26 protein-coding genes and 1 riboswitch are annotated in these 24,858 nt (G+C 51.3%); of the genes, 13 read left to right on the top strand and 13 right to left on the bottom strand.

Features of this window, described 5'->3' with window-relative positions; genetic code table 11:
* Nucleotides 1-59 precede the first annotated feature (59 nt).
* The 4 genes from radC to ABGI61_RS04875 all read left to right on the top strand — a co-directional run bounded on the left by radC (nucleotide 60) and on the right by ABGI61_RS04875 (nucleotide 1,860).
* Nucleotides 60-734: a RadC family protein gene (gene radC, locus ABGI61_RS04890; protein WP_347597738.1), complete on the top strand. Its 675-nt coding sequence runs from the start codon at nucleotides 60-62 to the stop codon at nucleotides 732-734.
* A 164-nt stretch (nucleotides 735-898) separates the two neighbouring features.
* Nucleotides 899-1,135, top strand: coding sequence for a 50S ribosomal protein L28 (gene rpmB / locus ABGI61_RS04885; protein WP_040551802.1), 237 nt, complete (start codon nucleotides 899-901; stop codon nucleotides 1,133-1,135).
* 11 nt (nucleotides 1,136-1,146) lie between these two features.
* On the top strand, nucleotides 1,147-1,302 hold the full coding sequence (gene rpmG, locus ABGI61_RS04880) for a 50S ribosomal protein L33 (protein ID WP_008219722.1): 156 nt from the start codon (nucleotides 1,147-1,149) through the stop codon (nucleotides 1,300-1,302).
* Nucleotides 1,303-1,398: 96 nt separating this feature from the next.
* On the top strand, nucleotides 1,399-1,860 hold the full coding sequence (locus ABGI61_RS04875) for a hypothetical protein (RefSeq protein ID WP_347597731.1): 462 nt from the start codon (nucleotides 1,399-1,401) through the stop codon (nucleotides 1,858-1,860).
* Nucleotides 1,861-1,920: 60 nt separating this feature from the next.
* On the opposite strand, the gene ABGI61_RS04870 is transcribed toward ABGI61_RS04875, so the two are convergent.
* Together ABGI61_RS04870 and ABGI61_RS04865 are read right to left on the bottom strand one after the other, a co-directional pair.
* The gene (locus ABGI61_RS04870; RefSeq protein ID WP_347597728.1) at nucleotides 1,921-2,703 is read right to left on the bottom strand and encodes a methyltransferase family protein; all 783 of its coding nucleotides are present in this window, start codon (nucleotides 2,701-2,703) and stop codon (nucleotides 1,921-1,923) included.
* A gap of 31 nt (nucleotides 2,704-2,734) precedes the next feature.
* Entirely contained in the window at nucleotides 2,735-3,565 is an 831-nt protein-coding gene (locus tag ABGI61_RS04865) for a class I SAM-dependent methyltransferase (protein ID WP_347597725.1), read from the bottom strand.
* On the opposite strand from ABGI61_RS04865, the gene ABGI61_RS04860 reads away from it, so the two are divergent.
* On the top strand, nucleotides 3,564-3,770 hold the full coding sequence (locus tag ABGI61_RS04860) for a hypothetical protein (RefSeq protein ID WP_347597722.1): 207 nt from the start codon (nucleotides 3,564-3,566) through the stop codon (nucleotides 3,768-3,770). The two genes, ABGI61_RS04865 and ABGI61_RS04860, sit on opposite strands and share 2 nt — an antisense overlap.
* Here ABGI61_RS04860 and ABGI61_RS04855 read toward each other — a convergent pair.
* The gene (locus ABGI61_RS04855) at nucleotides 3,759-5,357 is read right to left on the bottom strand and encodes a winged helix-turn-helix domain-containing protein (RefSeq protein ID WP_347597719.1); all 1,599 of its coding nucleotides are present in this window, start codon (nucleotides 5,355-5,357) and stop codon (nucleotides 3,759-3,761) included. The genes ABGI61_RS04860 and ABGI61_RS04855 overlap by 12 nt on opposite strands.
* A gap of 143 nt (nucleotides 5,358-5,500) precedes the next feature.
* On the opposite strand from ABGI61_RS04855, the gene mutM reads away from it, so the two are divergent.
* Entirely contained in the window at nucleotides 5,501-6,310 is an 810-nt protein-coding gene (gene mutM / locus ABGI61_RS04850; RefSeq protein WP_347597716.1) for a bifunctional DNA-formamidopyrimidine glycosylase/DNA-(apurinic or apyrimidinic site) lyase, read from the top strand.
* 1 nt (nucleotide 6,311) lies between these two features.
* Here the strand turns inward: mutM and ABGI61_RS04845 are convergent, their stop codons facing one another.
* Nucleotides 6,312-7,928 (bottom strand): BamA/TamA family outer membrane protein, encoded by a 1,617-nt coding sequence (locus ABGI61_RS04845; RefSeq protein WP_347597713.1) that lies wholly within the window; start codon nucleotides 7,926-7,928, stop codon nucleotides 6,312-6,314.
* A gap of 345 nt (nucleotides 7,929-8,273) precedes the next feature.
* On the opposite strand from ABGI61_RS04845, the gene mgtE reads away from it, so the two are divergent.
* Nucleotides 8,274-9,617, top strand: a complete 1,344-nt coding sequence (gene mgtE / locus ABGI61_RS04840) for a magnesium transporter (protein WP_347597710.1) — start codon at nucleotides 8,274-8,276, stop codon at nucleotides 9,615-9,617.
* Between the two features lie 110 nt (nucleotides 9,618-9,727).
* Nucleotides 9,728-10,225, top strand: a complete 498-nt coding sequence (locus ABGI61_RS04835) for an outer membrane beta-barrel protein (RefSeq protein ID WP_347597707.1) — start codon at nucleotides 9,728-9,730, stop codon at nucleotides 10,223-10,225.
* Nucleotides 10,226-10,295: 70 nt separating this feature from the next.
* Here ABGI61_RS04835 and ABGI61_RS04830 read toward each other — a convergent pair whose 3' ends face one another.
* From ABGI61_RS04830 to ABGI61_RS04800, 7 genes are all read right to left on the bottom strand, one after another.
* Nucleotides 10,296-11,348, bottom strand: coding sequence for an HlyD family secretion protein (locus ABGI61_RS04830; RefSeq protein ID WP_347597704.1), 1,053 nt, complete (start codon nucleotides 11,346-11,348; stop codon nucleotides 10,296-10,298).
* Complete coding sequence (locus ABGI61_RS04825; protein WP_347597701.1) at nucleotides 11,348-12,676, bottom strand: glycosyltransferase family 2 protein; 1,329 nt, start codon at nucleotides 12,674-12,676, stop codon at nucleotides 11,348-11,350. Before ABGI61_RS04825 ends, ABGI61_RS04830 begins: the two co-directional genes overlap by 1 nt.
* Nucleotides 12,673-14,061, bottom strand: coding sequence for a TackOD1 domain-containing metal-binding protein (locus ABGI61_RS04820; RefSeq protein ID WP_347597698.1), 1,389 nt, complete (start codon nucleotides 14,059-14,061; stop codon nucleotides 12,673-12,675). The genes ABGI61_RS04825 and ABGI61_RS04820 overlap by 4 nt, the downstream gene beginning before the upstream one ends.
* A gap of 310 nt (nucleotides 14,062-14,371) precedes the next feature.
* Nucleotides 14,372-15,133, bottom strand: a complete 762-nt coding sequence (locus ABGI61_RS04815; RefSeq protein ID WP_347597695.1) for a VIT1/CCC1 transporter family protein — start codon at nucleotides 15,131-15,133, stop codon at nucleotides 14,372-14,374.
* A 103-nt stretch (nucleotides 15,134-15,236) separates the two neighbouring features.
* Nucleotides 15,237-16,439 carry an organoarsenical effux MFS transporter ArsJ gene (arsJ, locus tag ABGI61_RS04810; RefSeq protein ID WP_347597692.1) on the bottom strand — a complete coding sequence of 401 codons (1,203 nt, stop codon included), beginning with the start codon at nucleotides 16,437-16,439 and terminating at the stop codon, nucleotides 15,237-15,239.
* Nucleotides 16,439-17,452, bottom strand: a complete 1,014-nt coding sequence (locus tag ABGI61_RS04805) for an ArsJ-associated glyceraldehyde-3-phosphate dehydrogenase (RefSeq protein WP_347597689.1) — start codon at nucleotides 17,450-17,452, stop codon at nucleotides 16,439-16,441. The genes arsJ and ABGI61_RS04805 overlap by 1 nt, the downstream gene beginning before the upstream one ends.
* An 11-nt stretch (nucleotides 17,453-17,463) precedes the next feature.
* On the bottom strand, nucleotides 17,464-17,793 hold the full coding sequence (locus ABGI61_RS04800) for a metalloregulator ArsR/SmtB family transcription factor (protein ID WP_347597686.1): 330 nt from the start codon (nucleotides 17,791-17,793) through the stop codon (nucleotides 17,464-17,466).
* Between the two features lie 143 nt (nucleotides 17,794-17,936).
* Between ABGI61_RS04800 and ABGI61_RS04795 the strand changes: the two genes are divergently transcribed.
* Nucleotides 17,937-19,574 carry a methyl-accepting chemotaxis protein gene (locus ABGI61_RS04795; RefSeq protein ID WP_347597683.1) on the top strand — a complete coding sequence of 546 codons (1,638 nt, stop codon included), beginning with the start codon at nucleotides 17,937-17,939 and terminating at the stop codon, nucleotides 19,572-19,574.
* A 6-nt stretch (nucleotides 19,575-19,580) separates the two neighbouring features.
* Here ABGI61_RS04795 and ABGI61_RS04790 read toward each other — a convergent pair whose 3' ends face one another.
* The gene (locus ABGI61_RS04790; protein WP_347597680.1) at nucleotides 19,581-20,429 is read right to left on the bottom strand and encodes a hypothetical protein; all 849 of its coding nucleotides are present in this window, start codon (nucleotides 20,427-20,429) and stop codon (nucleotides 19,581-19,583) included.
* A 112-nt stretch (nucleotides 20,430-20,541) separates the two neighbouring features.
* Nucleotides 20,542-20,638: riboswitch (TPP riboswitch) on the top strand.
* Between the two features lie 38 nt (nucleotides 20,639-20,676).
* Here ABGI61_RS04790 and ABGI61_RS04785 point away from each other — a divergent pair.
* Genes ABGI61_RS04785 through ABGI61_RS04770 form a run of 4 tightly spaced genes read left to right on the top strand, consistent with a single transcriptional unit; the run spans nucleotide 20,677 to nucleotide 24,485 of the window.
* Entirely contained in the window at nucleotides 20,677-22,764 is a 2,088-nt protein-coding gene (locus tag ABGI61_RS04785; RefSeq protein ID WP_347597677.1) for a TonB-dependent receptor, read from the top strand.
* 10 nt (nucleotides 22,765-22,774) lie between these two features.
* The gene (locus ABGI61_RS04780) at nucleotides 22,775-23,023 is read left to right on the top strand and encodes a YkoF family thiamine/hydroxymethylpyrimidine-binding protein (RefSeq protein ID WP_347597674.1); all 249 of its coding nucleotides are present in this window, start codon (nucleotides 22,775-22,777) and stop codon (nucleotides 23,021-23,023) included.
* Nucleotides 23,020-23,649, top strand: a complete 630-nt coding sequence (gene pnuC, locus ABGI61_RS04775; RefSeq protein ID WP_347597671.1) for a nicotinamide riboside transporter PnuC — start codon at nucleotides 23,020-23,022, stop codon at nucleotides 23,647-23,649. The genes ABGI61_RS04780 and pnuC overlap by 4 nt, the downstream gene beginning before the upstream one ends.
* A complete protein-coding gene (locus tag ABGI61_RS04770) occupies nucleotides 23,601-24,485 on the top strand; it encodes a phosphotransferase family protein (protein ID WP_347597668.1) in 885 nt (294 codons plus the stop codon). Before pnuC ends, ABGI61_RS04770 begins: the two co-directional genes overlap by 49 nt.
* Here ABGI61_RS04770 and ABGI61_RS04765 read toward each other — a convergent pair.
* Nucleotides 24,480-24,662 carry a MerR family transcriptional regulator gene (locus ABGI61_RS04765; protein WP_008219658.1) on the bottom strand — a complete coding sequence of 61 codons (183 nt, stop codon included), beginning with the start codon at nucleotides 24,660-24,662 and terminating at the stop codon, nucleotides 24,480-24,482. The genes ABGI61_RS04770 and ABGI61_RS04765 overlap by 6 nt on opposite strands.
* Nucleotides 24,663-24,858: the final 196 nt, after the last annotated feature.

Here is a 24,858-nt window from a genome sequence, read left to right as displayed (position 1 = left end):
AAACTGGCGCTAAGATAGCATGGAAACACTAATTCAGCATCAATTCAGGGAGTGATTGCATGAGTATTCGACACTGGCCCACCACCGAGCGGCCACGGGAAAAATTGCTCGACAGAGGGGCTACGGCACTGTCGGACGCTGAGCTGTTGGCAATATTTTTACGCACCGGCATCGCCGGTACTGATGCCGTTACGCTGGCGCGCCAATTACTTGGCCAGTTTGGTTCGTTAAGACGCTTACTGGGCGCCAGCCAGGCCGACTTTTGTGCCGCCAAAGGCCTGGGTGAAGCCAAATTTGTTCAGTTACAGGCGGTGTTGGAGCTAAGCAAGCGTTACTTGCAGCAGCAAATGCAGCGCGAAACCGTATTTAACGAGCCTGCCGCAGTAAAACGCTATTTGCAGCACGCGATAAGCGGCGAGCAGCGCGAAGTATTTTTATTATTGTATTTAGACAGCCAGCACCGGCTAATTAAGGCCGAGCCGTTGTTTGCCGGCACGATAGATGCCTCGCCGGTGTATCCGCGTATTGTAGTTCAGCAGGCTTTAGCGCATAATGCCGCCGCTGTTATTCTGGCGCACAATCATCCTTCTGGCGTGGCCGAACCCAGCCGGGCGGATAAAGCGATAACTGAACGTTTGGTTCAGGCGCTGATGTTGGTAGATATCAAGGTGTTGGATCACTTTATAGTGGGCGATGCCGATGTGATCTCCTTTGCTGAGCGTGGCTGGCTGTGATGATCTGCGAAGATCCACGGCGGATCCTTGCGCGCGGCCGAAAGATTTCGCTTGAATAAGGCGGCTTATTCGTGTATAAATTGCGCCCTCTTGTTTTGGGGCAACCTTCTTGGCCGGAAGGGTGATGACAGCTCGAGCTGATGTAATTTTGGAGAACTATTGACATGTCTAGAGTGTGCCAAGTAACTGGCAAGGGTCCGATGGTAGGTAACCGTCGTTCGCACGCCAACAATGCTACTAAGCGCCGTTTCCTGCCTAACCTGCAAACTCACCGTTTCTGGGTTGAAAGCGAAAACCGTTTTGTTACATTACGTACTTCTACCCGTGGTATGCGCATCATCGATAAGAAAGGTATCGATGCGGTATTAGCCGAAGTGCGTGCTAACGGTCACAAGGTGTAAGGAAATAAAAAATGCGCGATAAAATCCGTTTAGTCTCTTCTGCAGGCACTGGTTTCTTCTACACAACGACGAAGAACAAGCGCACTATGCCAGAAAAGATGGAAATCAAAAAGTTCGATCCTAAAGTGCGTAAGCACGTGATTTTCAAAGAAGCGAAAATCAAGTAATCGAACAGCTAAACCCGGCCTATGCCGGGTTTTTGCTTTTTAAGCCCCGCCTCGGCTACTATGCCCCCTGTTGTTTAATCACCTCAGATTTTTACCATGCTAAAACTGTCCCGTCGCAACTGGAACAATGTGCTGATCTTTGCCGTGCTGATTTTAATGTTTGTGTTATACGGCATACCACAGCGCTTGGCAGAGCGGAGTGCTGACGAGCATCGGTTAATTCCTGCCGATGCTGAACTGCTTATGGTAGCGTTTGGCCAACAACGGCTGATTAAGGCCGGGCCACAATGGCAGCTACAACCTGCAGCGACAGTACCGGTAGATGCGGCTAAGCTGGCATTGGCCTGGCAGCACAGTCTGTTAACACCGGTTGAGGTTAATAATGATCAAAGCCGGATACCGCTGGCACAGGCCAGTGTGCAACTGGTGGGCCACAGCGCGCCGATGATATGGCTGTTATATCCGGATGTGGATGGACGTTATTTGTTGCAGCAGGCGGGGCAACAACAATTTTATGCACTGAATGCAGCGGAAGCGCAGTTGTTGTTTCTACTGTAGTGGCAAAGTAAGCAAAAAGCGCAAACTGGCCGCAGCTTGGCCAGTTTGAACAAGGCAAATTTAGAATATTCCGGGTATGAACGCAGCAATCTGCTGTTTGTACTTACGGTAAGTGTGACCAAAGCTGCGCAGTAAATCACGCTCTTCGTAATACATACCCACTGCGATATATATCGAGAACAGCAATGCCAACACAAAACGGCTGGCTGACATCTCGGGCGTTGCCCACAGTAGCATCAGCATGCCCAGCATCATGGGATGGCGGCTGTAGCGGTACATGAACGCCTTGGTAAACGGCAGCGCAGTGTGAGGTGTGCGGATAAAGTACAAATACACCTGGCGCAGCCCCATCAGCTCAAAGTGGTTGGTGACAAACGTCGACAGCAGCAAGTACATCGCGCCAGCACCGTAAAGCAGGCTAAGCATGATGATTAGGCTTAAGCTTTCGACTTGCCATACCATGCCGGGTAAGCTTTGCCAGTAATACATTACCGTGCAGGTGGCTACACCCGACATCAGAATATAGGTAGAGCGCTCTGTCGCTTGTGGCAACAGTGTTGTTAACCATTTTTTAAAGCCGGCTCTGGCCATGACGGAATGTTGTACGCCAAACAGGCCAATTAAGCCCACGTTGGTTAGCATGGCAATCAGTGGAGAGGAAGCTTGCCACAGGCTGAGGCCAGCGGGTGCTAGACCACCCGCTGCCAGGATCAGCCAGAACAAGCCAAAACAGCCTACTGCGTAACTGAAGATACCATAACCAAGTACTGCGGTACGTTTGATAACGCCCTGGTTGTCCAGGTTTGTTGTTACTGCTGATGAGTGTTCTGTTAAGGTTTTCATAATATGTCTGCCTGTTGATCCTGAGCCAGAGTTAGCGCTTTTGCACCACGATTTCCAGGTACTCTGACGGCACTACCATGCTGCCATCTTCTGCGCGGTTAAAGCGGCCAATCAGCGCAATAATGTCTTGCTCTAACTGTCTGGCTTGTTCTGCGCTTAATGCGGCAAAAGCTTTATGCACCGGGCCGTAGTAAGTACGGAACAGCTCTATCCAATGTTGCGCCGAGCGGTAACGGAAATTGAATTCACGGCTGCGATAAGTAATTTGGGCTGCTTGCTGTTCAAACTGCGCATCGATAAAAGCACGGGTGCCCCATAATGCTGGTGACTGCACGCCGGCAGGTGGCGTGACGTAGCTGCCAATCAGCTTAAATAGTTGGCCGATAAAGCCTTCTGGTGTCCAGTTTGCCAGGCCAATTTTGCCGTTGCTTTTGCACACCCGGATCAGCTCTGCCGCACTTTGGCGTTGATTCGGGGTAAACATCACGCCAAAGGTCGACATCACGTTGTCAAAGCTGTTGTCGGCAAAAGGTAGGGCTTCGGCATCGGCCAGTTGATACTGCACCAGTAACCCCTCAGCGTCCGCACGACGTTTTGATTGCGCCAGTAAGGCGTCAACATAGTCGGTAGACATCACCTGGCAAAAGCGCCGGGCAGCAGCGAGCGTGGCATTACCATTGCCGCTGGCTACATCCAGTACCGATTGGCCAGAGCGTAAATCCATTGACTCGCATAATTGTTCACCACTGAGTTGCAGGGTGACACCAATGCGGCCGTAGTCGCCCGAGCCCCAGGTGTTGCGTTGTTTTTCTTTAATTGCAGTAAAGTCGATAGTAGGTGTTGCTTGAGTAGTTGCTAACATGGTTATTTCTCCGCTGGTTGATGTGAAGCACTGTTGTGCCAACGGCAGCAATAGTAGGTTGCAAGCAGATCTGAAGCTTGAAGAGGGTATGGAGATTTTGTGGGGATTTTATGCAGAGCCGAACAAAGTGGCGTGCTGTTTGGTTTTATTGTTTAATTTCAAAGAGTTTGCTGAACTTTGTTTTGGTCTGATTTTAGTTGAGTAAACCATATTGCTGCATTTTTGCCACTTCATCGGGCATAACAAAGCGTTTGATGTCGGCCATGCTCAGCTGTGGCCGTAACCGCCTGGCGTCTTCAATCGCCAGTTTTGCTGCTTTGGGTTTGTCAGCCATTGCCAGTGCAACGCTGAGTACCACGCGGGGTAAAAAAATCTTATCGTCAAAGGCACAGGCATTTTGGGCCACTTCTATTGCCTCATCCAACCGGCCATAGCTGAGCAAGCCTCTGGCCAGCAGGGCACCCCAGGCACCGATACGGTTGTCGCGCGGGCTGATACGAATACCGTGGTACATATGCGCAAAACCCTGCTCGTTACCCACCTGTAATTTGGCTGCGCCCAGTGCGGCCCAACCCTGAGCATTGCTTGGGTCCAGCTCCACGGCGCGCTCCAGCAACTTAATACCGCGAAAATGATCGCCCATATCGGCAAAAGCACAGCCGACATAACCTAATACGTCCGGGTCCTGGCTATCGAGTGCCAATGCGCGTTCGGCAGCGGCCAGTGCTTCGTCATGCCAGCCGTCGTGGCTAACCAAACCTACCAGATGGCCAATGGCTAAGGTGAGTGACAAATAGGCGTGGGCAAAGGCCAGTTCCGGATCTTTGGCGATGGCCTGGCGCAGTAAATTGGCGCATTCGGTAAAGCTGTCTTCGCTCCAGCCTTTTAACCCCAGCACCGCATGGCCCTGGCGGTATAACTCCCAGGCGGCCAGATCGACCTGGCGGCGTTTTCTGAGTGTGGTCAGTTCTACCCGGTTAATTTCCGGCTCGATAGCACTGGTCAGGTGCAGAGTAATGTCTGCTAACTGCTCAATCAGTTGCTCTACCGGTAAGTTTTTTCTTACTCCCCATAACACCCGGTCGCTGCCGGTTTCAATCAGTTTCACTGACAACATGGCCTGCTCGCCCAGGTTACCTACTGCGCCATCAACCAGATATTGAGCGCCGAGTTCCTGTGCAATATGCGCCGCATTAGCGTCTTTAGCGCGGTAATAGGCAGCACTGTTACGTGAGATGACTAAAAAGCCCGGTGTACGGGCTAAATGCAGATTAATGTCTTCGTACAGCGTTTCGGCCAAAAATGCCAATTGTTCAGAGCCATTGCAGGTGAAGGGCAGTACGGCAATTTTTATGCGTTTGTCCGGTGCCAGGTTGCGGATAGGAAACAAACAGGCACTGCCGCTTTCCTGGCTGCTGTCCAGGGCGCTTTGCAGCATCACTTTACTGACATCGGCCGTAAGATTCAGCTCGTTGCTGGCAGGGGCGTCAATGACGCTGGCAATAAACTGAAAGCCGCGACTGTGTAAGGTGGCAATGTATTTTTGCTCTTTACCATCATCACCAATGGCTTTACGGGCCGCTTTAATACAGCCGCTAAGGGTAGACTCCGATACCACTTTACCGGCCCAAAGTTCATCCAGTAGTTCAGTCTTACTCACAATGCGGTCGCGGTGGGCAATTAAATAAGCCAGCAGGTTAAACACCTGCGGCTCTATTGCCTGCACGTCGTCATTACAACGCAACTGATAGGTGCGGGTATCCAGTTCAAACTGATCAAATAACACGTGCATTAGCTTATCCATTACAATGCGCTGTTGCGCTTTCAGTCCATGATGCTGATGTGCAGCTGTTAGCAAGCGGTAGAATTAAGTTAGTAAAGCATAGTGATCGCAACGTAAAATGCCAACTGTCCATTTTTTTGCAGGAGTGTATCGTGCCAGAGTTACCAGAGGTTGAAGTGTCGCGCCAGGGCATTAGCCCGTATTTGCAAAACCAGCAGCTGGTTAACGTGGTTGCCCGCCAACGCCAGTTGCGCTGGTGGGTACCGGACGAGGTATTGGCACAAACTAACCAGCCGATTTTATCGGTTACCCGGCGCGCCAAATATTTGCTTATCCAGCTACCTGCCGGCGATATTATTCTACATTTGGGTATGTCCGGCCATTTAAAGGTTATCCCGGTCGATACGCCAGCCACTAAACATGATCATATTGATTTAGTGTTAGCCAGTGGTATGGCGCTTAGATTAAACGATACCCGTCGCTTTGGTGCGGTGTTGTGGCAGCAGAAGGGGGAAGTACACCCGTTGCTGGCCAGCTTAGGGCCGGAGCCACTGAGCGATAACTTTAATCTGGCACACTTAACGGCGGCGTTTGCCAAGCGTGGCAGTGCCGCCAAACTGGTACTGATGGATAACCATGTGGTGGTAGGCGTGGGGAATATCTATGCCAACGAGGCGCTGTTTAAAGCCGGAATTTTGCCGTCTAAACCGGCCAAAGCGGTTACTGCAGAGCAACTGAAGACACTGTTGCCGGTGATCAAAGACACCCTTGCTGCTGCGATTAAGCAAGGTGGCACCACGTTAAAAGACTTTAGCCAGGCCGATGGTAAACCGGGTTATTTTGCCCAGCAGTTACTGGTGTATGGCCGGGGTGGCCAGCCCTGTATAACCTGTAGTACAACACTGAATGAAATTCGGTTGGGCCAGCGCAGCACCGTGTTTTGCCCCCAGTGCCAGCGTTAAGCTAAAAGCCCCTGGTGGCGGTAACGCGCAGCTCAATACCATTTAAATTGTCGTTGTCAGTCATCGCCCGGGTCAGGTCGATATGAATTAAGGTGCCGCGGCTGGAATGATTTGACAGCAAACGAATGCCGGCGCCCACACCAACCAGCGTGCCGCCGGCTGAGGTATTGGCGTCCTGCTCGGCGGTTTGCCAGATTTTGCCGGCGTCGATATAAGTAGCAAAGGCCACGTCCAGTAGTTGCCATAACGACCAATCGGTATAGCGGCGATATTCCGCTGTTAACAACGCCCTGGCTTCACCACTTCTGAAATAGCTGGGGTAAGCACGTAGCTGGTCATCACCGCCAATATACAGTGGCTCATCACGGAATAAATTTTTCCCTTTATCCAGATGTAATTTACCCACCAAACTGTGGTACTCATCTAGCTGCTTAACCAGTTGCCAGTGGCTACTAAGCAGGTATTGCGGCTGCGCAAACTGACGCTCCAGGTAGCGGGCATCGGCCAGTAAATACAGATCGGCTGCCAGCTGCCAGTTTTTCGCTGCGCTAAGCTGCCAGAAAAGGGCGTTATTGTCAGCACCAAGCTGCTTGCTGTATTGACCAAGACGGGCATTAAACTGCCAGCCAAAGTTAAAATCCTCAGTGCGGTTAAACGAGTTAATATTAAACAGTTTTTTATAGTCAGCCCTTACCAGCTCATATTCCAGCCAAAGTGCCGATAGATTACGCTCCTCTGGCAGGCCAAACAGGGTGTTGTCATTGGCGCTAAACTGCACGTCTTCAAGATCCAGCGCGAAGCGCAGCCGGTGAATATTGTGGCTGTCGGGGTAAAGCCGGTAGCCAAACTCGGCTTTGGCATGGTCGCGTTGACGGTTAAAGCTGTTGTACTCTTCGCCGGCGTCATATTCAAACACGTCTTCGGTGGTGCTCTCGACTTCAAACCCCAGCGCCCATGGGGAGGACAGCCGGTAAAAAGGCCGGTTAACACTTAGCAGATAATTATCGCCGTCGCTGTTGTTGCTGTAGGCCAGAGTACCGTTCCAGAACTCACCAAACAGGTTGGGTGAAAACAGCGTAAAGCCGACGCCACTGCGCTCACTGTCGCGTTTGTACAGCAGGTTTAGCCGGTTGCCACTGCCTAACAGGTTGTCCTCTTCAAAACCTATGGCGCTTTTACTGCGGCCACCCTCACTGGAAAAATCCAGCGTGGGTAGCAGTGACCAGTTGTCCCAAGTGCTGACATTAACAATTACACTGTTATCGCTGGCACAAAAATGAGTAATGCGTACTTCAGCCTCGCGCAGGTAACGGCGGCTACGCAGCAACCGCTCGGTTTCTTTAAGCTCCTCTAAATGCAGGGCATCGCCCTCAGCAAACAGTAAGTCTTCTGCCAGCACTGAGGTTTTGGTGACTGTATGGGTATAGTTGGCAAATTCGTGCAGCCAGAAAGAGGCGGGATCATCCAGATCAAAGATATTATTTGCCGTAAAGCTGATGCTGCGGATAGTGATGCCGGCGTCACTGGTTAAAAACTGGTTTTCAGCGACCGGCTGGCAGTCAGCATAAACCTGGCCACAACACAGCAACAACAGGCTTAGGTTTACGCTTGCTCTCATAACCGGCTCCCTTGGCAGTATGCTGTAATTGTAGTGCAGCAACCTTAAAACTACCTTAACCTGTGCCAAGGCGCCAATAAAATTGGTAATACAATTATTTAGTTGTAGTCAAATTAAGGTCTTTTAGCGTTTTTACCATATTCAGTGGAAATTCACCGCTATGCTTTATAAAATAACGCCATCTTTTGCTTATTGTGCAATAGGTTAATCCCGTTAACCGCAAATGAGGAACCCTATGGACGTGCCCAGTAGCAGGTGTAGCCTGCCAATGATCATTCGTTACGCCATGTTCGCTTAGCCGGGCGCCCAACAGCCCTTGCTAAGCCAGTTTAGTAAGAGGTTGCTATGGAATTGCCGGCGCTTATCAGCACACTGCGTACTGCGCTTGAATCTGATACCGTGCACCTGCTGCGTGAGCAGGTAGAGGATGTACACCCGGCCGATTTGGCCACCGCCTTAGTAGAATTTGCGCCGCAAGACTTATGGACGCTGCTGACAGTGCTGCCGCGCGCCGAGCAGGCCGAAGTGTTTGGCTATTTGCCGCCAGAGCAGCAGGTTAGGCTGTCTATTCGCATCAGCCGGCGCAAGCTGGCGCCTATAATCCGCCAGATGTCAGCTGACGAGCGTGCCGACTTATTTAACCGCTTAAGTGACGAGCAACGCGAAACACTGCTACCCGCACTGGCTCAGGCCGAGCGTGAAGACTTACTGCGCTTAAGTTCGCACGAAGAAGGCACCGCCGGTGCCATTATGACATCTGACTACGCCATTTTGGCGCAGCACCTTAATGTGGCACAGGCGTTGGAGTCATTACGCCGCGAAGCACCGGATAAAGAAACCATCTATTCCGCCTATGTAGTAGACGATGCCCGTAAGTTAATAGGCGTGGTGACCCTGCGCGATCTTATTCTGGCGCCGGTGACGATGCCGATTGACGAGCTGGTAAACCATGACCCTATTTATGCCGGTGTTGAGATGCCACAGGAAGAAGTGGCGGCACTGGTAGCCAAATACGACTTAATGGCACTGCCTATTGTTAACAGCCAGCATCAGATGGTGGGTATTGTTACCTATGACGATGCGATGGACGTTGCCGCCGAAGAAGCCACCGAAGACTTTCACAAAACTGCCACCATCGGCAAACTGGAAACCAGCGTTAAAGAAGCCGGCATAGGCTTGCTGTACCGTAAACGTGTGCTGTGGCTGGTGATCCTGGTGTTTGGCAATATTTTCTCTGGTGCTGGTATTGCCTACTTCGAAGGCACTATTGCCGCCCATGTGGCGCTGCTGTTCTTTTTACCGCTGTTAATCGGCAGTAGCGGCAATGCCGGTGCGCAATCCGGCACCCTGATGGTGCGCGCCCTGGCCACCGGCGAAATTAAACTGCGCGACTGGGGGTATTTACTGGGTAAAGAGTGCCTGGTCGCTGGCCTTTTAGGCCTGACCATGGCCGCGGCGGTAGTAGGCTTAGGCTGGTGGCGCGGCGGTTATGATATTGCAGTTGTTGTTGCCCTTACCATGATGCTGGTAGTACTGGCCGGCAGTTTAATTGGCCTGTCGCTACCCTTTTTACTCAGCCGCTTTAAGCTCGACCCCGCCACCGCCAGCGGCCCGCTGATTACCTCTATCGCCGACGTCGCCGGCGTGGTGCTGTATTTTTCTATCGCCACCTGGTATTTGGGGCTGTAAAAACCCATGAAAATTTAGCTGTAAAAGTAAGCGGTTAATGGCTGCTTACAAATCATTGTTGCCAAAATTTTTGCCGCAGGTAAACTCGCCGTGCATTTAAAGGAGGTTATATGCGCAATATATTAAAAACAACAATACTGGCTTCAATGTTATCAACTGTTGCGGTGGCAGGTGCTGCCCAGGCAGAGGTGTATTATGAGCTGGGTGCGACACAAATTTCTGCCGATATTGAAAGCGAAAGCGTCAGTCATTTCGGTGCAACTGGCGTGGTGGGAACTACTTTAAAAACAACAGAAAAGTTCGCCCACAAAGTAGAAGCGTTAGCCGTTATTGGCTTAAATTCTGACAAAGTGTACGGTGTTGATGTTAAGTTGCAGTCTCTGATCGGTGCTGCTTACCGCCCAACGCTGAAACTGAATGACTCTGTTGAATTACATGCCCGTTTAGGCGTATTCAACGGTCGTGTTAAAGCCAGCGGCTTTGGCATGAGTGAGTCTGACTCGAGCACAGAAGTGGGTTTTGGTGTAGGTATTGATTTTAACAAGGTGTCACTGTCTTACTTAAACGTAGACGACACGAACTTTATCACTGCGACTTACCGCTTCTAATCACACTATCAGAGGTGTGGGTTAAAAAGTATTAAGGCCTGATAATTCAGGCCTTTTTTGTCTTTAGTGTTTACCACAACCAATCAAAACTGATTTCAACCGGCACCCCTTCAATGTCGGTAATTGGCTGCTCGGGCGTTAAGGTGAGTTTAAGTACCGCCTGTTCGCCATCAAACGGGCCGGCTAATTTCGCCGGCAGGCGCTCCAGCAGCTGGGCGGGCTCGGTAATGGTAGCGCGCACCTTATCACCGTTGGGCAGCCGTACCGTTGCGCTGCCGCCTACCTTGGCATAATCGAGGTACTTTGGCTCCAGATAGCCGAAGATCACCGGCGCGGGCCGGTTGGATAACAGCAAAAGCGGCTGGTTTTGCTGGACAAATTCGCCGGCTTTTACCTGAATATCAATAACCCGGCCGGCCGATAAAGCGGTAATCGCCAGCTGCTGTTGCTGTGCTTGCAGCTGGGCCAGAGCCTGTTGCAGCTGGCGGCGGGCCTGGGCCACGCTACCGGCCAGTTGCTGAATTTGTTGCTGCTGGCTTAGCTGCAAGGTATCGGTTTTGGCCTGCTCTAACGCCAGTTTGGCGTTGGTCAGTGTTTGCTGCACGGCGGCCATTTCATGGGTTAGCACTAAGCCCGAGCGCTTAAAGTTCTGGTAGCTGCTCAGGTACTCGCTTTGCTGGGTAACGGCTTGCTCGGCAATGCTAATGCTGGCCTGCCGCTGCTGTAATACTGCCTGATCAGACACAGCAACCGGTTGCGCCAGTTGTGCCAGTTGCTGTTGCAGCTCCGTTATTTGCGCACCTAACTGCGGGTCTTGCAGCTGCAGTAGCAGGCTGCCGCTGTTTATGCGTTGGCCTTTGGTAACCGCAATACTGACTAAACGGGCATTGGCCGGTGAGCGCAGCTCGAGTGGCTCGGTACTGATAAGGCCGGGGGCCAGGATCAGCAGTTGTGGCCTAAGCAGCACCCACAGTACCAGTAGTACCGGCAACAGCACTAACGCCAGCAGCATATACCAACGCGCTTTATAGGCACCGCGTTTGGCCGCTGCGTAGTCGACTTTCAGCCCCTGCTCCACGATGGGCTGGCTGGCTTTGCTGCTTGGCTGATAATTAATTTTCATTAAAACTTTCTTCCCCGTTTCAACACCCACCAGGGTGCCATAGAACTTTCTTCGTGCGAGCGGCGCACCACTTCATTTAACAAGGCAAACATACAGACCAGACGCATAAAAAAGGCATAGAACGGGTACAGCGGTAAAAAGGGCAGTAAGCGAATGTCCTGCCTGACGCGCTCAGAAATGGAGATAAGCACCAGCAGATAAAAAAAGCTTAAGGCGGTCAGATACAGCAAATAAATGGTCAGGCTGATAGAGACTAAAAACTGCCACGGAAAGCTAAGCACCAGGCCCACGCTGTAGCCAACAATAACAAAGGGCATTAACACGTTTTGCATAAAACCATACAGCAGGGTAAAGATAAAAGTACCCATGCCAAGCAGGCGTGGACTAAATGCCGGCCAGTGCTTACGAAAATATAAAAATAGCAGGTCGCCATCCCAGCGCAGCCGCTGCAGTACCAGGGTTTTTAAATCGGCCGGCGCATCGGTATGGCCAATGGCCAGGGTGGCAAAGGGAATACGCAAATTAGGATGCCGGCCAAAGTATTGCTTAATGCGTACCGTTAAATCTAAGTCTTCGGCGGTGTGGGTATCCCAGCCGCCAATTTGTTGCAAAAAGCTGCGGCGAAAGGCACCAAAGGCGCCGCTGATGTTGTTGAGCAAATTCCACTGCGCCAGACCGGTTTTGCCGCCCTGCATTGAGATCAGATATTCTATCGCCTGCATCCGGGTGAGCAGGCTGTCGCCAACATTACGCACCCGTAAGGCACCGCCCAGCGCCGGTACGTTAGGGTCGGCAAAGTAGGGCACCACTTCGCTTATCATGTTGTTATCAAAGGAGGTGTCGGCATCGGCGTTCATCACTATCTCGCCGCTGGCTACGCTTAAACCGGCATTCAGCGTTGACACCCGGCCGCCGCGCTGCCACTTGGGTAACACAATGATGCGCCGGTTGGGTAAGTTGCAGGCGGCTGCTGCGGCTTTCGCCGCCTGATAGGTATGGCTGTTTTGCACGGCGCCATCGACCACAGCAATAATTTCCAGCTTGCCACTATAGGTTTGCTCGGCTAATGAGCTGATAGTGGCTGTTACCGCGTCGCCTTCACCGTAGCAGGTAATAATGCAACTGACATCGGGCTGGTACAGCGACTGGCGCGGTATGGTCATATAGCGCTGATGGTAAAACCGCACTATGCCGCTGACCACCAGCAGCATCAATGGCAGCTCGTACAGCAGTACCAGTGGCAGCAGCCACACCAGTAAAGGCAAATGCGTGCTGATGGCATGCCACATATCCAGCAGGATATAGCTTAGGGTATTGAACTGGCTCATGTCAGCGGCGTAGCCTTTACCAGCTCGTCGGTTAGCCAGTCGGCCACATTGTCACCAATGTTTGCCGGTAAGCTTACCACTTTAATGCAGAGTTCTAGTGCGGTGCCGGCTTGCTTCTGTTGCAGCTCTAACAGTTTGGCGTGCACCGGCTTAATTTGCTTAATGTCAGTCATTGGCAACAGCATCAGTAAGCCGTCGCGGCTATAGTTGCTGCAGGCATCGGTAACCCGGATCACGTTACGCAACCGCTCTTGCAGTGCATCCAGCTGCGCCAGCCCTTTGCTTTCGCCGACACTGGCTAAAAACGAGTTTAGGTTTAAAATTTGCACCGACAAAATGCTGTGGGTTTGTTTGTGTCGCTTCGCCAGCTTATTTTGCCAGTCGATCAGCCAGTAAAATTGCGCCACCGGCATTTGCTCGCCCGGTGTCAGGCTAAATAACGAGTGCAGCCGGCCCTGACGCAGTAGAGTACGGCCAGCGGTGGCCAGTTTGTAGCTGTAAACATTGCGCACCTGCAAGTCAGACACCGCTGTGTGGCTGTGGCAGTGCAGGCACTCGGCCTGCACTAGTGCATCGGTAAACAGCGTATCACAGCTGTTGCAGTGCTGGTTTTCTATCGGTCTGTCATAGTCGACACCGATATGGCGTAGCTGCTGCAGGCAGTTCGGGCAGCTTAGGGTTGATAGCTTACGAAAGCTGCTCTGCTCGCCTACATGGCCACAGCTAAAACAATGCAGGCTGCTTTGTGGCTTAGTGTCGATACTGTGGCAACTGGGGCAGACATCAATATAGTTCAGATGGCCAGAGCGGCAGGACGGGCAAAATCTGACGCGGTTATGCAGTTTGTTCTCATCCAGATAGCCCTGCTGTTTTAAGCCGGTTAACCAGCTAAAACTGTCTTCAGCGCTTAACCCCCATACTTTTAACAATGGGTATTGATATAAAAAGGCTTTGGCCGGCAGTGCATGCGGCAGCAGTATTTCATCGTGCAGCCATAAATAGGCCAGCAGTTTATGGCTGACATCATCCTGGCAATCCAGCTTCAGTTGTTGTTTACGTGCCTGATAAAACTGCACTTTTTCTTTGTAGTTACTGCTCCAGACACCGTTGGCTAAATAGGGTGACAGCGCGCTTTCATGCAGCACCAGGATCAGGCAATGTGAGGTAAGTGCGCAGCGGCGTAAGTTTTGCAGCAGCGTATCCTGCTCTTCAGACTGCACCGCCAGCACAATCAGTTCAGGTGTTTTACCCGCTGCAGCAATATCTTCGGCGCAGTTAACACTGTCAAACCACGGATGCCAGGGTAAAGGCTCGCGCTGACCAATCCACAAATAATAAGGGTGGGGTAAACTAACAGTGTGGGAACGTGATGACACTTCAGACATGCTACAACCTGATCAACAACGGGTGAGGGGGTTACGTCCATTGTGATTAACCGGGCGGCGTCACTGCGTGCCTTGATATATAAATGTAAATAAATAAAGCCAGTAAATATAATTTAATAACACAATTAAATTATATTTAATTATTGAAGCCTTATTTATCTTTTTGTATATGTGCTGCGCATTATAGCGACAGTTTGCTGGTTTTTTAAGTTATTATTTTACTGTAGAGTGAAGATTAATGGTAGGTCCTGCAAAGCGCAGCGAGCATTGGCGTGAGAAATGAGTGAAATTACTTTGTTAGGTACTATTTTTACAGTGCTGCGATACCAAATATTTCTCTTAGGGCGTAGCCGACAAAAAATGCCAGTGCTGCTGCGGTGCTGCCGGTTAACAGGGTGGCCAACCCAGAGCGGATAGCTGATTTAGACAGCATCCAACTTTTCATTGCGCCGATAGAAAAAAACATCACAGCCGCGAGCAATGCACTTATCAGAAACTGGGTGTTCGTTTCTAACCCCGACACCATAAAAGGTGCTAAAGGCATAGCGCCAACGGCAACGAATGAGGCAAAAGTTGTACTTGCTGCCTTGACCGGACTTCTACTGTTTTTTTGCACGCCGTACTCTTCTGTCAACATGGTTTCTACCCATAAGTGTTTATCCGCACTTATGGTGTCCACTATTTCTTCCAGTACTGCTCCGGAAAACCCTTTATTATTGAATATTTGACGAAGCTCTTCCCGTTCACCTGACGGTATTTGATCGATGTGTTCAATTTCTGTGTTGCGAATTTTTTGAATGAACTCGCGGTCTGTTTTTATCGATTCATAGTTGCTTACAGCCATGCTAAAACCGTCCGCAATCAGATTAGCAAAGCCCAACACCAAAGCTACGGCTGGAGGGAGCCCGGCGCCAACCACACCTGACACGACAGCAAAGGTTGTTACGCATCCGTCAATACCACCGAGGACAGCGTCGGAAATAAGGTTTTCCTTTACAGGGCCATTTAACCTTTGCTGTATTACTGCTGGACGGTGTTCATCTATGAGGTTGTTTTTGTCATCACTTTTCATATGACGATATCTCGCCTGTTGTGCTGAGGTGGGTGTAGGCTAAGCATGTTCTTCGGTTAAACGCCTTTCAACCACTGCAGTGTAGAGTAAGCTTAACTGCTTGTCATACGTGCTGTTTTGGCAATAAAGCCGAGACCAGCACAGTGGCGACTAGCAGGGCGCTGGCGATCCATAAACAGGCGGCTAAACCGGCTTGCTGATATACCCAGCCCGACAACACAGTGCCAAGTAGCCGGCCCATCGCATTAGCCATATAGTAAAAGCCAACATCCAGCGATACGCCGTCGCTATTGGCAAAGCGCACTATCATATAGCTGTGCAAAGACGAGTTAACCGCAAACACCGCGCCAAATAGCAATAAGCCGGCAAGCAGCGCTGTTTCGCTATGCCAGTTTTGTTGCAGGGCTATGGCAATAGCGGCAGGTATGGCGCACAGCAGCAGTGCCCATAGGGTTAGCGTCCGGCCATCGGGCAGGCGGCTTTTGCTGCTAAGTGCCGGCGCGATACTTTGTACCGCGCCATAGCCGATAACCCAAAGTGCGAGAAAGCTGCCCACTGCCCAGTGGCTCCAGCCAAACTGGCTGGCCAGTGTGAGCGGCAGCGCGATAACAAACCAGACATCGCGGGCGGCAAATAGCAGCAGGCGGGCGCCAGAGAGCACATTAATGGTGCGGCTTTTTGACAATAAATCTTTGAATTTGGCTTTGTACTTGGCTTTGCCTAAATCTGCTTTTAAGCGCCACAGGCTGATAAGCCAGACGGCTAACAGCATTAGCAGCATCAGTAAAATGGCCAGCTGAAAACCATACACACTGAGCAGTAAACCGCCAACAAAAAAGCCAATGCCCTTTAGTGCGTTTTTTGAGCCGGTAAGCATCGCCACCCATTTAAACAAGGTGCTTTGGGCGCTGTCCGCCACCAACAGCTTAATACTGCTTTTGGCACTCATTTTGTTTAAGTCTTTGGCAATACCCGATAGTGCCTGGGCCGCCATTACCCAGGGTACCATTAAGTACTCTGGCGGTAGCAGCAACATAGCCAGCGCCAGGATCTGCAGCAATAAGCCAATATTCATGGTGTTATTCAGGCCAATACGGGCGCCTAACCAGCCGCCGACTAAATTGGTGACCACACCAAAGATTTCATAAAACAAAAATAGCATGGCAATAGCCAGGCCGCTGTAACCCAGGCTGTAAAAGTGCAGCACCACCAGCATGCGCAGCGCACCGTCGGTCAGGGTAAAGGCCCAGTAGTTACCGGTAACCAGTAAATACTGCCGCACGGGTGCGCTTAGCTGAGCGAACATTATTCTGCTTTATCCTGCAAACCAACCAGTTTGGTCAGCTCTACCGTGCGGTTGGCATAACCCCACTCGTTATCGTACCAGGCATAAATTTTTACCTGAGTGCCGTTCACGACCATGGTTGAAAGCGCATCTATAATGCTGGAGCGCGGGTCAGTTTTATAATCCACCGACACCAATGGGCGGGTTTCAAAACCTAAGATACCTTGTAGTTCGCCCTCTGCGGCAGCTTGCAGCAGGGCGTTGACTTCTTCCGCGCTGGTAGCACGCGCTACTTCAAATACACAGTCGGTCAGCGAGGCATTGGCCAGCGGTACCCGCACGGCATGGCCATTTAAGCGGCCTTTTAACTCAGGGAAAATCTCGGTAATAGCAGTTGCCGAACCTGTGGTAGTCGGGATCAGGCTGCTGCCACAGGCACGGGCGCGGCGCAAATCTTTATGCGGCGTATCCAGAATGCTTTGGGTGTTGGTTAAATCGTGAATCGTGGTAATACTGCCATGCTTAATGCCCAGTGTTTCGTGGATAACTTTTACCACCGGCGCTAAACAGTTTGTGGTGCAGCTGGCGGCGGTAACAATTTTGTGGACTTCTTTGTTATACAGCTGGTGGTTAACGCCCATTACCACATTTAATACGCCAGGCTCCTTTACTGGTGCGGTTACCACCACGCGTTTTACGCCTTGGGCCAAATAGGCCTGCAGCACGGCCTGGCTTTTCATCTTGCCGGAGGCTTCAATCACCACATCACAGCCAGACCAGTCCGTATCAGCAATGGTCTTGTTTTGGCAAACGCTAATACGTTTGCCGTTAATCAGTATGCTGTCGCCATCACTGCTGGCGTTGTGGCGCCAGATGCCGTGTACCGAGTCGAAGTTCAGTAGATGGGCAAAGGTGGCGGCATCCGCTGCCGGGTCGTTAATCTTAACAAAGTCGAACTCGGGCCAGTCAAAGGCGGCGCGCAGCGCCAACCGGCCAATGCGGCCAAAACCATTAATACCTATTTTAATTGTCATCCGGGCGCTCCTTAGCAGCAGCTATTGGCCGGCTGCTGTGCAAGCCGGGCCAGATTAAGTTGAAGAAAGTCAGTATTTTGCTCGGTTGTGTGCCGTAGCACCTGTTGTGTCCAGCCTGGCAGCGCTGCTGACAGAGAATAGTATACCCACAGCCCCTGTTTGCGATGTTGTACCAGACCCACTTGTTTGAGTATCGCCAGATGGCGCGAGACTTTGGGCTGGCTTTCGTCCAGTGCTTGCATCAAGTCACACACGCAAAGCTCTTGCTTATGCCACAGCAGCAACAGGGCTTTAAGACGCGTACTGTCGGCAATGGCTTTGTAAAAGACGATCGGGTCCATAACGAGACTGCTATATCTGTTTTTTCATATGTAATGATGCCGAGTTAATATGACGCTTTGATGACAGTCAAGCGCGTTGTCATATAACTGTCATCTGGTCTGACTAGACTACTTTGCATCACTTCTTTCGAATCGGGCCTGTTATGTTGTCCAGGTTATCTATCTCTTCACGGGTGTTATTGCTGGGTATTATTCCGCTGCTGCTGTTAGTGCTGGTGCTGGGGGCCGCATTTTTCAGCATTCAGCAAAAAGACAAATTGTTTAATAAGCTGTATGACGATCATCTGGCCATACTGTCGGATGTTATGGCGGTGCAGCAAATTCTGCAGCAAAGTGCGCTGCAGGATATCCGCAAATACCGCACTGGCTGGGCGTCAGCTGAGGCGACCGAGCAGGCAATTAAACAGCAGCTGGCTACCGCACAGCAGCATTGGCAGGCTTTTATCGCAGCACGCCCCTCTCACGCTGACGAGGCTTATTACACAGAGCTGGATAGCGCTTTTAGCAAGGCGCTTAAGCACTATGAAGAGTGGATAAGTTATGCCGGCAGTGACGCACTACTGGTACGCATCTTGAATGAGTCTACGGTCAATAACGAAATTGAGCTGCGTATTACCGGTTTTACCAAGTTAGCTGAGGCTTTTATTCAGCAGCAACTTGCCGCTGGGGCCACTGTGCGTGATGAAGCTCAGCACTTTACCTCAATGCTGGTGCGGGGTTTTGTGGTGTCGGTACTGGGGTTATTTCTGCTAATAAGTTTGCTGATCTGGCGGGTACAGCGTTCTGTTTGCCGGCCGCTTTGGGCGCTGCGTGACCTGCTACAGGCAGTGCAACAGAATTCAGATTTAAGCCTGCGCGCCAATGCGCAGGGTAGCGATGAAATTGCACAAGCGGCGCAGGCGCTAAACCAGATGATCAGTCATTTTGAACAGCTGGTAGCTAAGTTGGGCGCCAGTGCTATCGCGTTAAGTGAGCAGGCTGGCACAGTGTTTCAAAGCAGTGACACCGTAAGCCACAGTGCGGCGGATCAGGCCGGGCAGGCGGCGCAGTTGGCCACAGCAGTAGAGCAAATGAGTGCCAGCGTGCGGGATGTTACCGATAATGCCCGTGCTGCGGCGCAGGCGGCACAGCAAGCTGAGCTGCTATGCTCATCCGGTCGAGGGGTTGCAGCAGACAGTGCCGGCGGCATTACAGCTTTAGCACAGCAGCTGACACAAAGTGCCGTTGTGGTGCAAAAACTGCAGCAGGAGTCTGGCCAAATCTCTGCAGTGGTCGATGTGATCCGTAAAATTTCTGAACAAACTAACTTGCTGGCGCTTAATGCAGCGATTGAGGCAGCAAGGGCCGGCGAAGCGGGGCGCGGTTTTTCAGTTGTCGCAGACGAGGTGCGCACCTTATCCGCCAATACCCAGCAGGCGACAGAGTCAATTAATACTATGGTGACCTTACTGCAACAGCAGGCTGCCAGTGCGGTACAAGTGATACAGCAAGCACACCAACAAGCCGATCATAGCGTGCAGCTGGCACAGGAGACCGGCCAGCGTTTTGCACAGCTGGCCTCTGCGGTTGAGGGCATTCACAGTGCTAATCAGAGTATTTGTAGTGCTACGCTGCAGCAACAAGCGGTTACTGATGATATTGCCGATAATATTCACCGCTTAAACGACAATATTAGTCAGTTAAGCTATAGCGCAGGCATTGCTACCGGTGCTAGTGAGCAGCTAACGCAACTCTCTAATCAGCTTAACGCTGACTGGCAGGTGTTTAATAGGCGCGCCTAAGCCAGATTAACCCGGCGGACAGGCACGATACAATGCCATCATTTGGCTGCCGGTTTGCATCAGGCTGAGTAGCAGGCTGGCCGCATAAACAAACACCAGGCTTAGCAGCGCGGAGAATATAATTTTGCCGCTACTTAGTTGTTGCTGCTTACCGTAGGCAAACCAGGCAATAAACAGCCAGCAGACCAAAATAAGCTGCATACCTGCTTGTAACCCGACTCCCAGCAAAAACAGCGGCCGCTCTGTTGCTTGCAGGTACAGGCTTTGCGCCTGCGCCAGTTGCTGCTGTAGAGCATCACTTGCTGTCGGGTTGGCTGCTAACTCGCCTGAGACATCAGTATTGCACAAAAGCTGTGCTGTCATGGGCTGCAATGCTTTAGCGCTTTGCTCCAGCTGGATCCAGCTTTTGGCAACTGTGGGATCTATCATGCCGATATTGGTCAGCGCGTTGGCAAATACCAACAGTACCATGGTGATACCGCAGAAAAAGGCAAACAAACGAAAAAAGGTAAAGAAGCTGCCGCCAGCACCCACCATTTTCAAGCAGCCAAAGGCGATAGCAGCGGCGAAAAATAACAGAAATAAATCAAACAGTGCGCTACTGGCCAAATTAGTAAAAGCAGCGTCGTCGCTGGGTAGGGTGACAGGGTTTACTGCTTCGGGTAACAACTGGCTGATAAACAGCGCAATAAGAAAAGATAAAATAAGAAACTCAACGCCTTTGCTGACTTCATCGGGTTGTTCGGCAATTGCCAGTTGTTGCTGAATAAAGTGTCTTGGGCGAAACAAACACTGGCTGAAGTGCGAAAAAAATAACGGAATTTCAGCAATAACGCGCTCTACATAGCTTTTCATCATGTGTCCTTGTCAGCGAATAAGCCGGCGGAAACAACATAATTCCGCTTCAACTATAGGCGTTGCGGCGCCGTTGTGCATTGCATGGACCAATAAAACGCTATACACTTGCGGCGCGACCAAGGGGTGCAATTGCTGAGATGCCGTCAGGCGAACCCTTAGAACCTGATCCGGATTATACCGGCGGAGGGATGGTGCTAACTCCTCAAGCTGGTGTGATCTCTGAAGTTTGGAGATTCATACAACAATGCGTGTTTTACCTTCAATTTTATCCTTAGCCGTATGTAGCAGTTTTACTGCGCTTGCCAGTCCGTCTGAAACCGCTATTGAACGCCTAACCGTGCAGGGCGATTTACGCCAGCAGTCGGTGCAGCAGCTAGCAGGTAGTATCGCTGTAGTCAGTGAGCAGGACGTAAAGCGCACGTCGGCGCAGCACCTGGACGATTTACTCAGCCAGTTTGCTAACGTCAACTTTGCTGCCGGCGCCTCGCGTGGTCGCTATATTCAAATTCGCGGCATTGGCGAGCGTAGTGAGTTTGTCGATACGATAAACCCTTCAGTTGGCATTTTAATTGATGGCATCGATTACTCGGGGCTGGGCATCAGCGGCATTAGCGATATTGCCCAGCTCGAGGTTTTTCGCGGCCCGGAAGCCAGCCGCTTTGGTGCTAATGCCTTAGCAGGTATGTTGAACTTAACCAGCAAAGGCCCTACAGCAACTGCTGAGGGTAAACTTAGCGCTACGCTGGCTAATTATGACAGCCGGCAGCTGGCCGCGCAGTATAGCAATAGCCTGAACAGCAAGCTGGGTTATAGCCTGTCTTTAGAGCAGCAAAGCTCAGACGGCTTTATTGATAACGCCTTTTTAAACCGCGACGACACCAATAACATTGACGAGTTTACCGGTCGCGCCAAGCTGGCGTATCAGACCACGGATGCGCTGGTGCTGACGTTTATTGCCCATCTGACCGATCAGGATAATGGCTATGACGCCTTTTCGCTGGACCGTAACCGCACCACCTTGTCAGACGAGCCGGGTCAGGACCAAATTCGCAGCAAAGCGCTGGCGGTAAAAGCCGATTACAGCGGCTTGCCATTCGCCACCCTGCAAGGCCAGCTAAGCTGGCTCAGTGCCGACAGCGATTATGGCTTTGATGAAGACTGGAGCTATGTCGGTATTCACCCGGATGAATACTCCACCACTGACCGTTACCTGCGTGCACGTGATCAGCTGACACTGGATTACCGCTTTGTCTCTACACCCGAAGGTAAACTTGGCCAAAGTGACTGGGTGCTGGGGCTTTATGTTGCCAACAAGGGCTTTGATTTAACCCGCCAGTTCTGGAACTGGGATTTATGGCAGGCCGACAGCTTTATCAGCAGCCTGAATCGCACTAATGCTGCAGTATATGGTGAGTTAACCACACCGCTTAACAGTGGCTGGAGCCTGGTGTCTGGCCTGCGCTTAGAGCGCTACGACGATGACTACAGTGATAGCAGCGCCAATGCCATTAAAAACCATGACACCATGTGGGGCGCCAATATTAGCCTGAATTACCAAGTGAATAATCAGGCACTTATTTATTTGCTGGCCTCACGTGGCTACAAGGCTGGTGGTGTAAATGGCGATGCGCTGGCGAAAGCCGCCGACGGCAATTTAGCCGAGCTGAACAGCAAAGCTAGTTTTAAGCCGGAAACCCTGTATAACGCCGAGTTTGGTGTAAAGGGCAGTGCCCTGGATCAAAGCATCACCGCCCGTGTGGCCGCGTTTTATATGTGGCGTGATGATATGCAGGTAAAAGGCTGGCTAAACCCGAACAGCGGCCCGCAATTTGCCGGTTTTATTGATAATGCCGGCAGCGGCCGTAACTACGGTATTGAGATGGAAAACCGCCTGCAGCTGCACCCGCAACTGGCACTGTTTTTATCGGCCAGCTGGCTTAAAACCAAGCTTGGCCGCTATGTTACGCTGGACGGTGATAACTTTAGCGGCCGCGAGCAGGCGCAGGCACCGCGCTTCCAATACAGCCTGGCGACCGACTGGTATATCACCGAGGCGTTAACCTTTAACCTGAGTTTACAGGGTAAAGACAGCTTCTTTTATTCTGATGGCCATAATGCCCGCTCGAGCCGCTATGAGCTGTTAGGCGCGCGCTTAAGTTATCAGCTGGCCAACTGGGAGCTGGCACTGTGGACGCGTAACGCGCTGGATCAGGATATTGGTGTGCGTGGCTTCTACTTTGGTAACGACCCTCGCGACGGCTACCAGCCGCATGTATACGAGCAATTTTCCGAGCCGCGCCGTTTTGGTGCCAGTGCCAGTTATCAGTTTTAAGGAGAAGCTAATGCAACTGTCTGTTGAAATTAGTAAGTATCCGCTGGCGGATGACTACATAACCCCGATAAAAGGCTTTATTGAGCAGCTAAACCAGTACCCGGATATTAAGGTGCTTACCAATACCATGAGCACCCAGTTGTTTGGTGAGTACGACACTGTGATGCAGGCGCTGCAGGCTTGTATTAAGTGGTCGTTCGAGCACTACGGCAAGGTGGTTTTTGTAGTGAAGTTTATTCATGGTGATTTGCGGCCATGAATCAGCTGTTAAGCCAGGCCATAGCGCAGTGGCAGCTGATGCATAGCATCGAGCTTATTGCCACTGTGCTGGCGCTGGCTTATGTGGTGCTTGCGCTTAGGCAAAGCCTGTGGTGCTGGCCGGCAGCGCTGTTAAGCACCCTTTTATTTACCCATGTGATGTGGCAGTCGGCGTTGTTGTCTGATGCCTTGTTGCAGCTTTATTACGCTGCTATGGCATTGTATGGCTGGTGGCGCTGGCGTCAGCTGCAACAGTGCAGTGCGGCCGAACGTGGTCCGGTGTATGAGTGGTGCTGGCAGCGCCATGCGCTGTTAATTGCCCTCACGGCTTTGGCAGGCCTGGCTCTGGGGGCTTTTATGGCAAATTACACTCAGGCTGATTTTGCCTACGTTGACGCGCAAACCACTATGTTTAGCGTGATGGCCACCTGGCTGGTGGCACGTAAACTGGTGTCGAACTGGTTGTACTGGGTAGTGATAGATGCGGTATCGATTTATGTTTATGCACAAAAACACCTGTATTTCTTAACCGGCTTGTTTATGCTGTATACCGTTATTGCAATTGTTGGGTACTTTATTTGGCGCAGTCACTATCAGCAGCAACCCGCAGTGAACTTGAGCACCTAAGGCAGCTTTGTCAGCAGCTGGAGTTTTTTGTTGACCAACCCGTGCTTACGTTTGCCGCCTTATCGCACGGCGAGAGTAACCAAAGTTACTACGTAAAAACAGCCAACAGCCACTATGTGCTACGCTGTTACCCTGCCAATTCGGCTATCTGCCGCCAGCAGGAGCTGCGCTGTCAGCACGCCGCCGCGGCTAAAGGCCTCGCACCGGCACCGCTGTGTTTGAATAATCATTACCAGCTGATGTTAAGCGACTATATCGCCGATGGCGTGCCCTTTGATTATCAGCAGCATGGCCGCAGTGCTTTAGTGCGGGCCGTGGCGGCTTATCATCAGTTAGCGGTACAAAGCAGCGAGCTGGATTGCAGCCAATACCTGCAGCAACTGGTGCAGGCATTACCGCCAGCAGTAACGCCAGAGCCGAGCTTGCTGCGCCAGCTGCAGCTGGCAGCGATACAGTTACAACATCGACATGCTGATACGGTTTTGTGTCATCTGGATTTGCATGCCGGTAACTTGCTCTACGCCAGCGACAAACTCTGGCTGCTCGACTTTGAGTACAGTCAGCGCGCTGACAGCAGCCTGGATTTAGCTGCCATCAGTTTGCATTTCACGTTACCCGGGGTTGAGACACAAGCATTGCTCGAAGATTATGCAGTGCAGCGTGGCACACCTGAGCTGTTGCCGATGCTTAAGCAAAAGCTGCCCTGGGCTAGGCAGTTATATAGCGGGTTTTGTTGGTTGTGGTATCTGTCGCGGCCAGATGCAACTGCGCAGGCACTGCATTGGCAGCACCTTTTAACGACGTTGATGCAGGACAACGCAGTAAAACGGTTATAAGCCGCCCAGGCGCTCGGCCAGGGTTTTGTAGCGTTTTACGTCTTCAGCATCAAACATCGGTTTGCCGTTGCTGTCTTTATCTGCCGGTACCAGCAAATTTTCCCGCGCCAGCCGCTCAACCCGTATTGCCTGCACGCCTAAAAATTCTGCTACCTGATCCACTGTCATTAATGCCATCTTGTTTTCCTTTAGATACTTAGCCAGATAGTAATAGCTTAGTTTGCGGCATTTGTGAATAGTGCCCGCTAAACAAGCGGTTAAAACCGGCTTTGCACACACCCGCTTACACTTTTTTCTGCGGCTTTGCCAAGGCCGACATAGTGACGCTGTAAGCTTTATGTTAATTTCGGCATGTTATTTTAGGAGAACAGAA

It is taken from the genome of Rheinheimera fenheensis (assembly GCF_039871805.1).
GTDB classification, from domain to species: Bacteria; Pseudomonadota; Gammaproteobacteria; order Enterobacterales; family Alteromonadaceae; genus Alishewanella; species Alishewanella fenheensis.
Note: the sequence above shows the minus strand (reverse complement) of the source record. Positions and strands in the feature narration are given on the sequence as shown.

What these genes read in the sequence shown, in the direction of transcription:
- ABGI61_RS04845 (WP_347597713.1), bottom strand. Translation starts at nt 7,928, where the DNA reads ATGAGAGCAAGCGTAAACCTAAGCCTGTTGTTGCTGTGTTGTGGCCAG.
- ABGI61_RS04825 (WP_347597701.1), bottom strand. Translation starts at nt 12,676, where the DNA reads ATGAGCCAGTTCAATACCCTAAGCTATATCCTGCTGGATATGTGGCAT.
- ABGI61_RS04765 (WP_008219658.1), bottom strand. Translation starts at nt 24,662, where the DNA reads ATGGCATTAATGACAGTGGATCAGGTAGCAGAATTTTTAGGCGTGCAG.
- ABGI61_RS04790 (WP_347597680.1), bottom strand. Translation starts at nt 20,429, where the DNA reads ATGAAAAGCTATGTAGAGCGCGTTATTGCTGAAATTCCGTTATTTTTT.
- pnuC (WP_347597671.1), top strand. Translation starts at nt 23,020, where the DNA reads ATGAATCAGCTGTTAAGCCAGGCCATAGCGCAGTGGCAGCTGATGCAT.
- ABGI61_RS04795 (WP_347597683.1), top strand. Translation starts at nt 17,937, where the DNA reads ATGTTGTCCAGGTTATCTATCTCTTCACGGGTGTTATTGCTGGGTATT.
- radC (WP_347597738.1), top strand. Translation starts at nt 60, where the DNA reads ATGAGTATTCGACACTGGCCCACCACCGAGCGGCCACGGGAAAAATTG.
- ABGI61_RS04865 (WP_347597725.1), bottom strand. Translation starts at nt 3,565, where the DNA reads ATGTTAGCAACTACTCAAGCAACACCTACTATCGACTTTACTGCAATT.
- ABGI61_RS04830 (WP_347597704.1), bottom strand. Translation starts at nt 11,348, where the DNA reads ATGAAAATTAATTATCAGCCAAGCAGCAAAGCCAGCCAGCCCATCGTG.
- ABGI61_RS04835 (WP_347597707.1), top strand. Translation starts at nt 9,728, where the DNA reads ATGCGCAATATATTAAAAACAACAATACTGGCTTCAATGTTATCAACT.
- rpmB (WP_040551802.1), top strand. Translation starts at nt 899, where the DNA reads ATGTCTAGAGTGTGCCAAGTAACTGGCAAGGGTCCGATGGTAGGTAAC.
- arsJ (WP_347597692.1), bottom strand. Translation starts at nt 16,439, where the DNA reads ATGTTCGCTCAGCTAAGCGCACCCGTGCGGCAGTATTTACTGGTTACC.
- ABGI61_RS04875 (WP_347597731.1), top strand. Translation starts at nt 1,399, where the DNA reads ATGCTAAAACTGTCCCGTCGCAACTGGAACAATGTGCTGATCTTTGCC.
- ABGI61_RS04815 (WP_347597695.1), bottom strand. Translation starts at nt 15,133, where the DNA reads ATGAAAAGTGATGACAAAAACAACCTCATAGATGAACACCGTCCAGCA.
- ABGI61_RS04855 (WP_347597719.1), bottom strand. Translation starts at nt 5,357, where the DNA reads ATGCACGTGTTATTTGATCAGTTTGAACTGGATACCCGCACCTATCAG.
- ABGI61_RS04820 (WP_347597698.1), bottom strand. Translation starts at nt 14,061, where the DNA reads ATGTCTGAAGTGTCATCACGTTCCCACACTGTTAGTTTACCCCACCCT.
- ABGI61_RS04860 (WP_347597722.1), top strand. Translation starts at nt 3,564, where the DNA reads ATGGTTATTTCTCCGCTGGTTGATGTGAAGCACTGTTGTGCCAACGGC.
- ABGI61_RS04870 (WP_347597728.1), bottom strand. Translation starts at nt 2,703, where the DNA reads ATGAAAACCTTAACAGAACACTCATCAGCAGTAACAACAAACCTGGAC.
- ABGI61_RS04780 (WP_347597674.1), top strand. Translation starts at nt 22,775, where the DNA reads ATGCAACTGTCTGTTGAAATTAGTAAGTATCCGCTGGCGGATGACTAC.
- rpmG (WP_008219722.1), top strand. Translation starts at nt 1,147, where the DNA reads ATGCGCGATAAAATCCGTTTAGTCTCTTCTGCAGGCACTGGTTTCTTC.
- mgtE (WP_347597710.1), top strand. Translation starts at nt 8,274, where the DNA reads ATGGAATTGCCGGCGCTTATCAGCACACTGCGTACTGCGCTTGAATCT.
- ABGI61_RS04800 (WP_347597686.1), bottom strand. Translation starts at nt 17,793, where the DNA reads ATGGACCCGATCGTCTTTTACAAAGCCATTGCCGACAGTACGCGTCTT.
- ABGI61_RS04805 (WP_347597689.1), bottom strand. Translation starts at nt 17,452, where the DNA reads ATGACAATTAAAATAGGTATTAATGGTTTTGGCCGCATTGGCCGGTTG.
- ABGI61_RS04785 (WP_347597677.1), top strand. Translation starts at nt 20,677, where the DNA reads ATGCGTGTTTTACCTTCAATTTTATCCTTAGCCGTATGTAGCAGTTTT.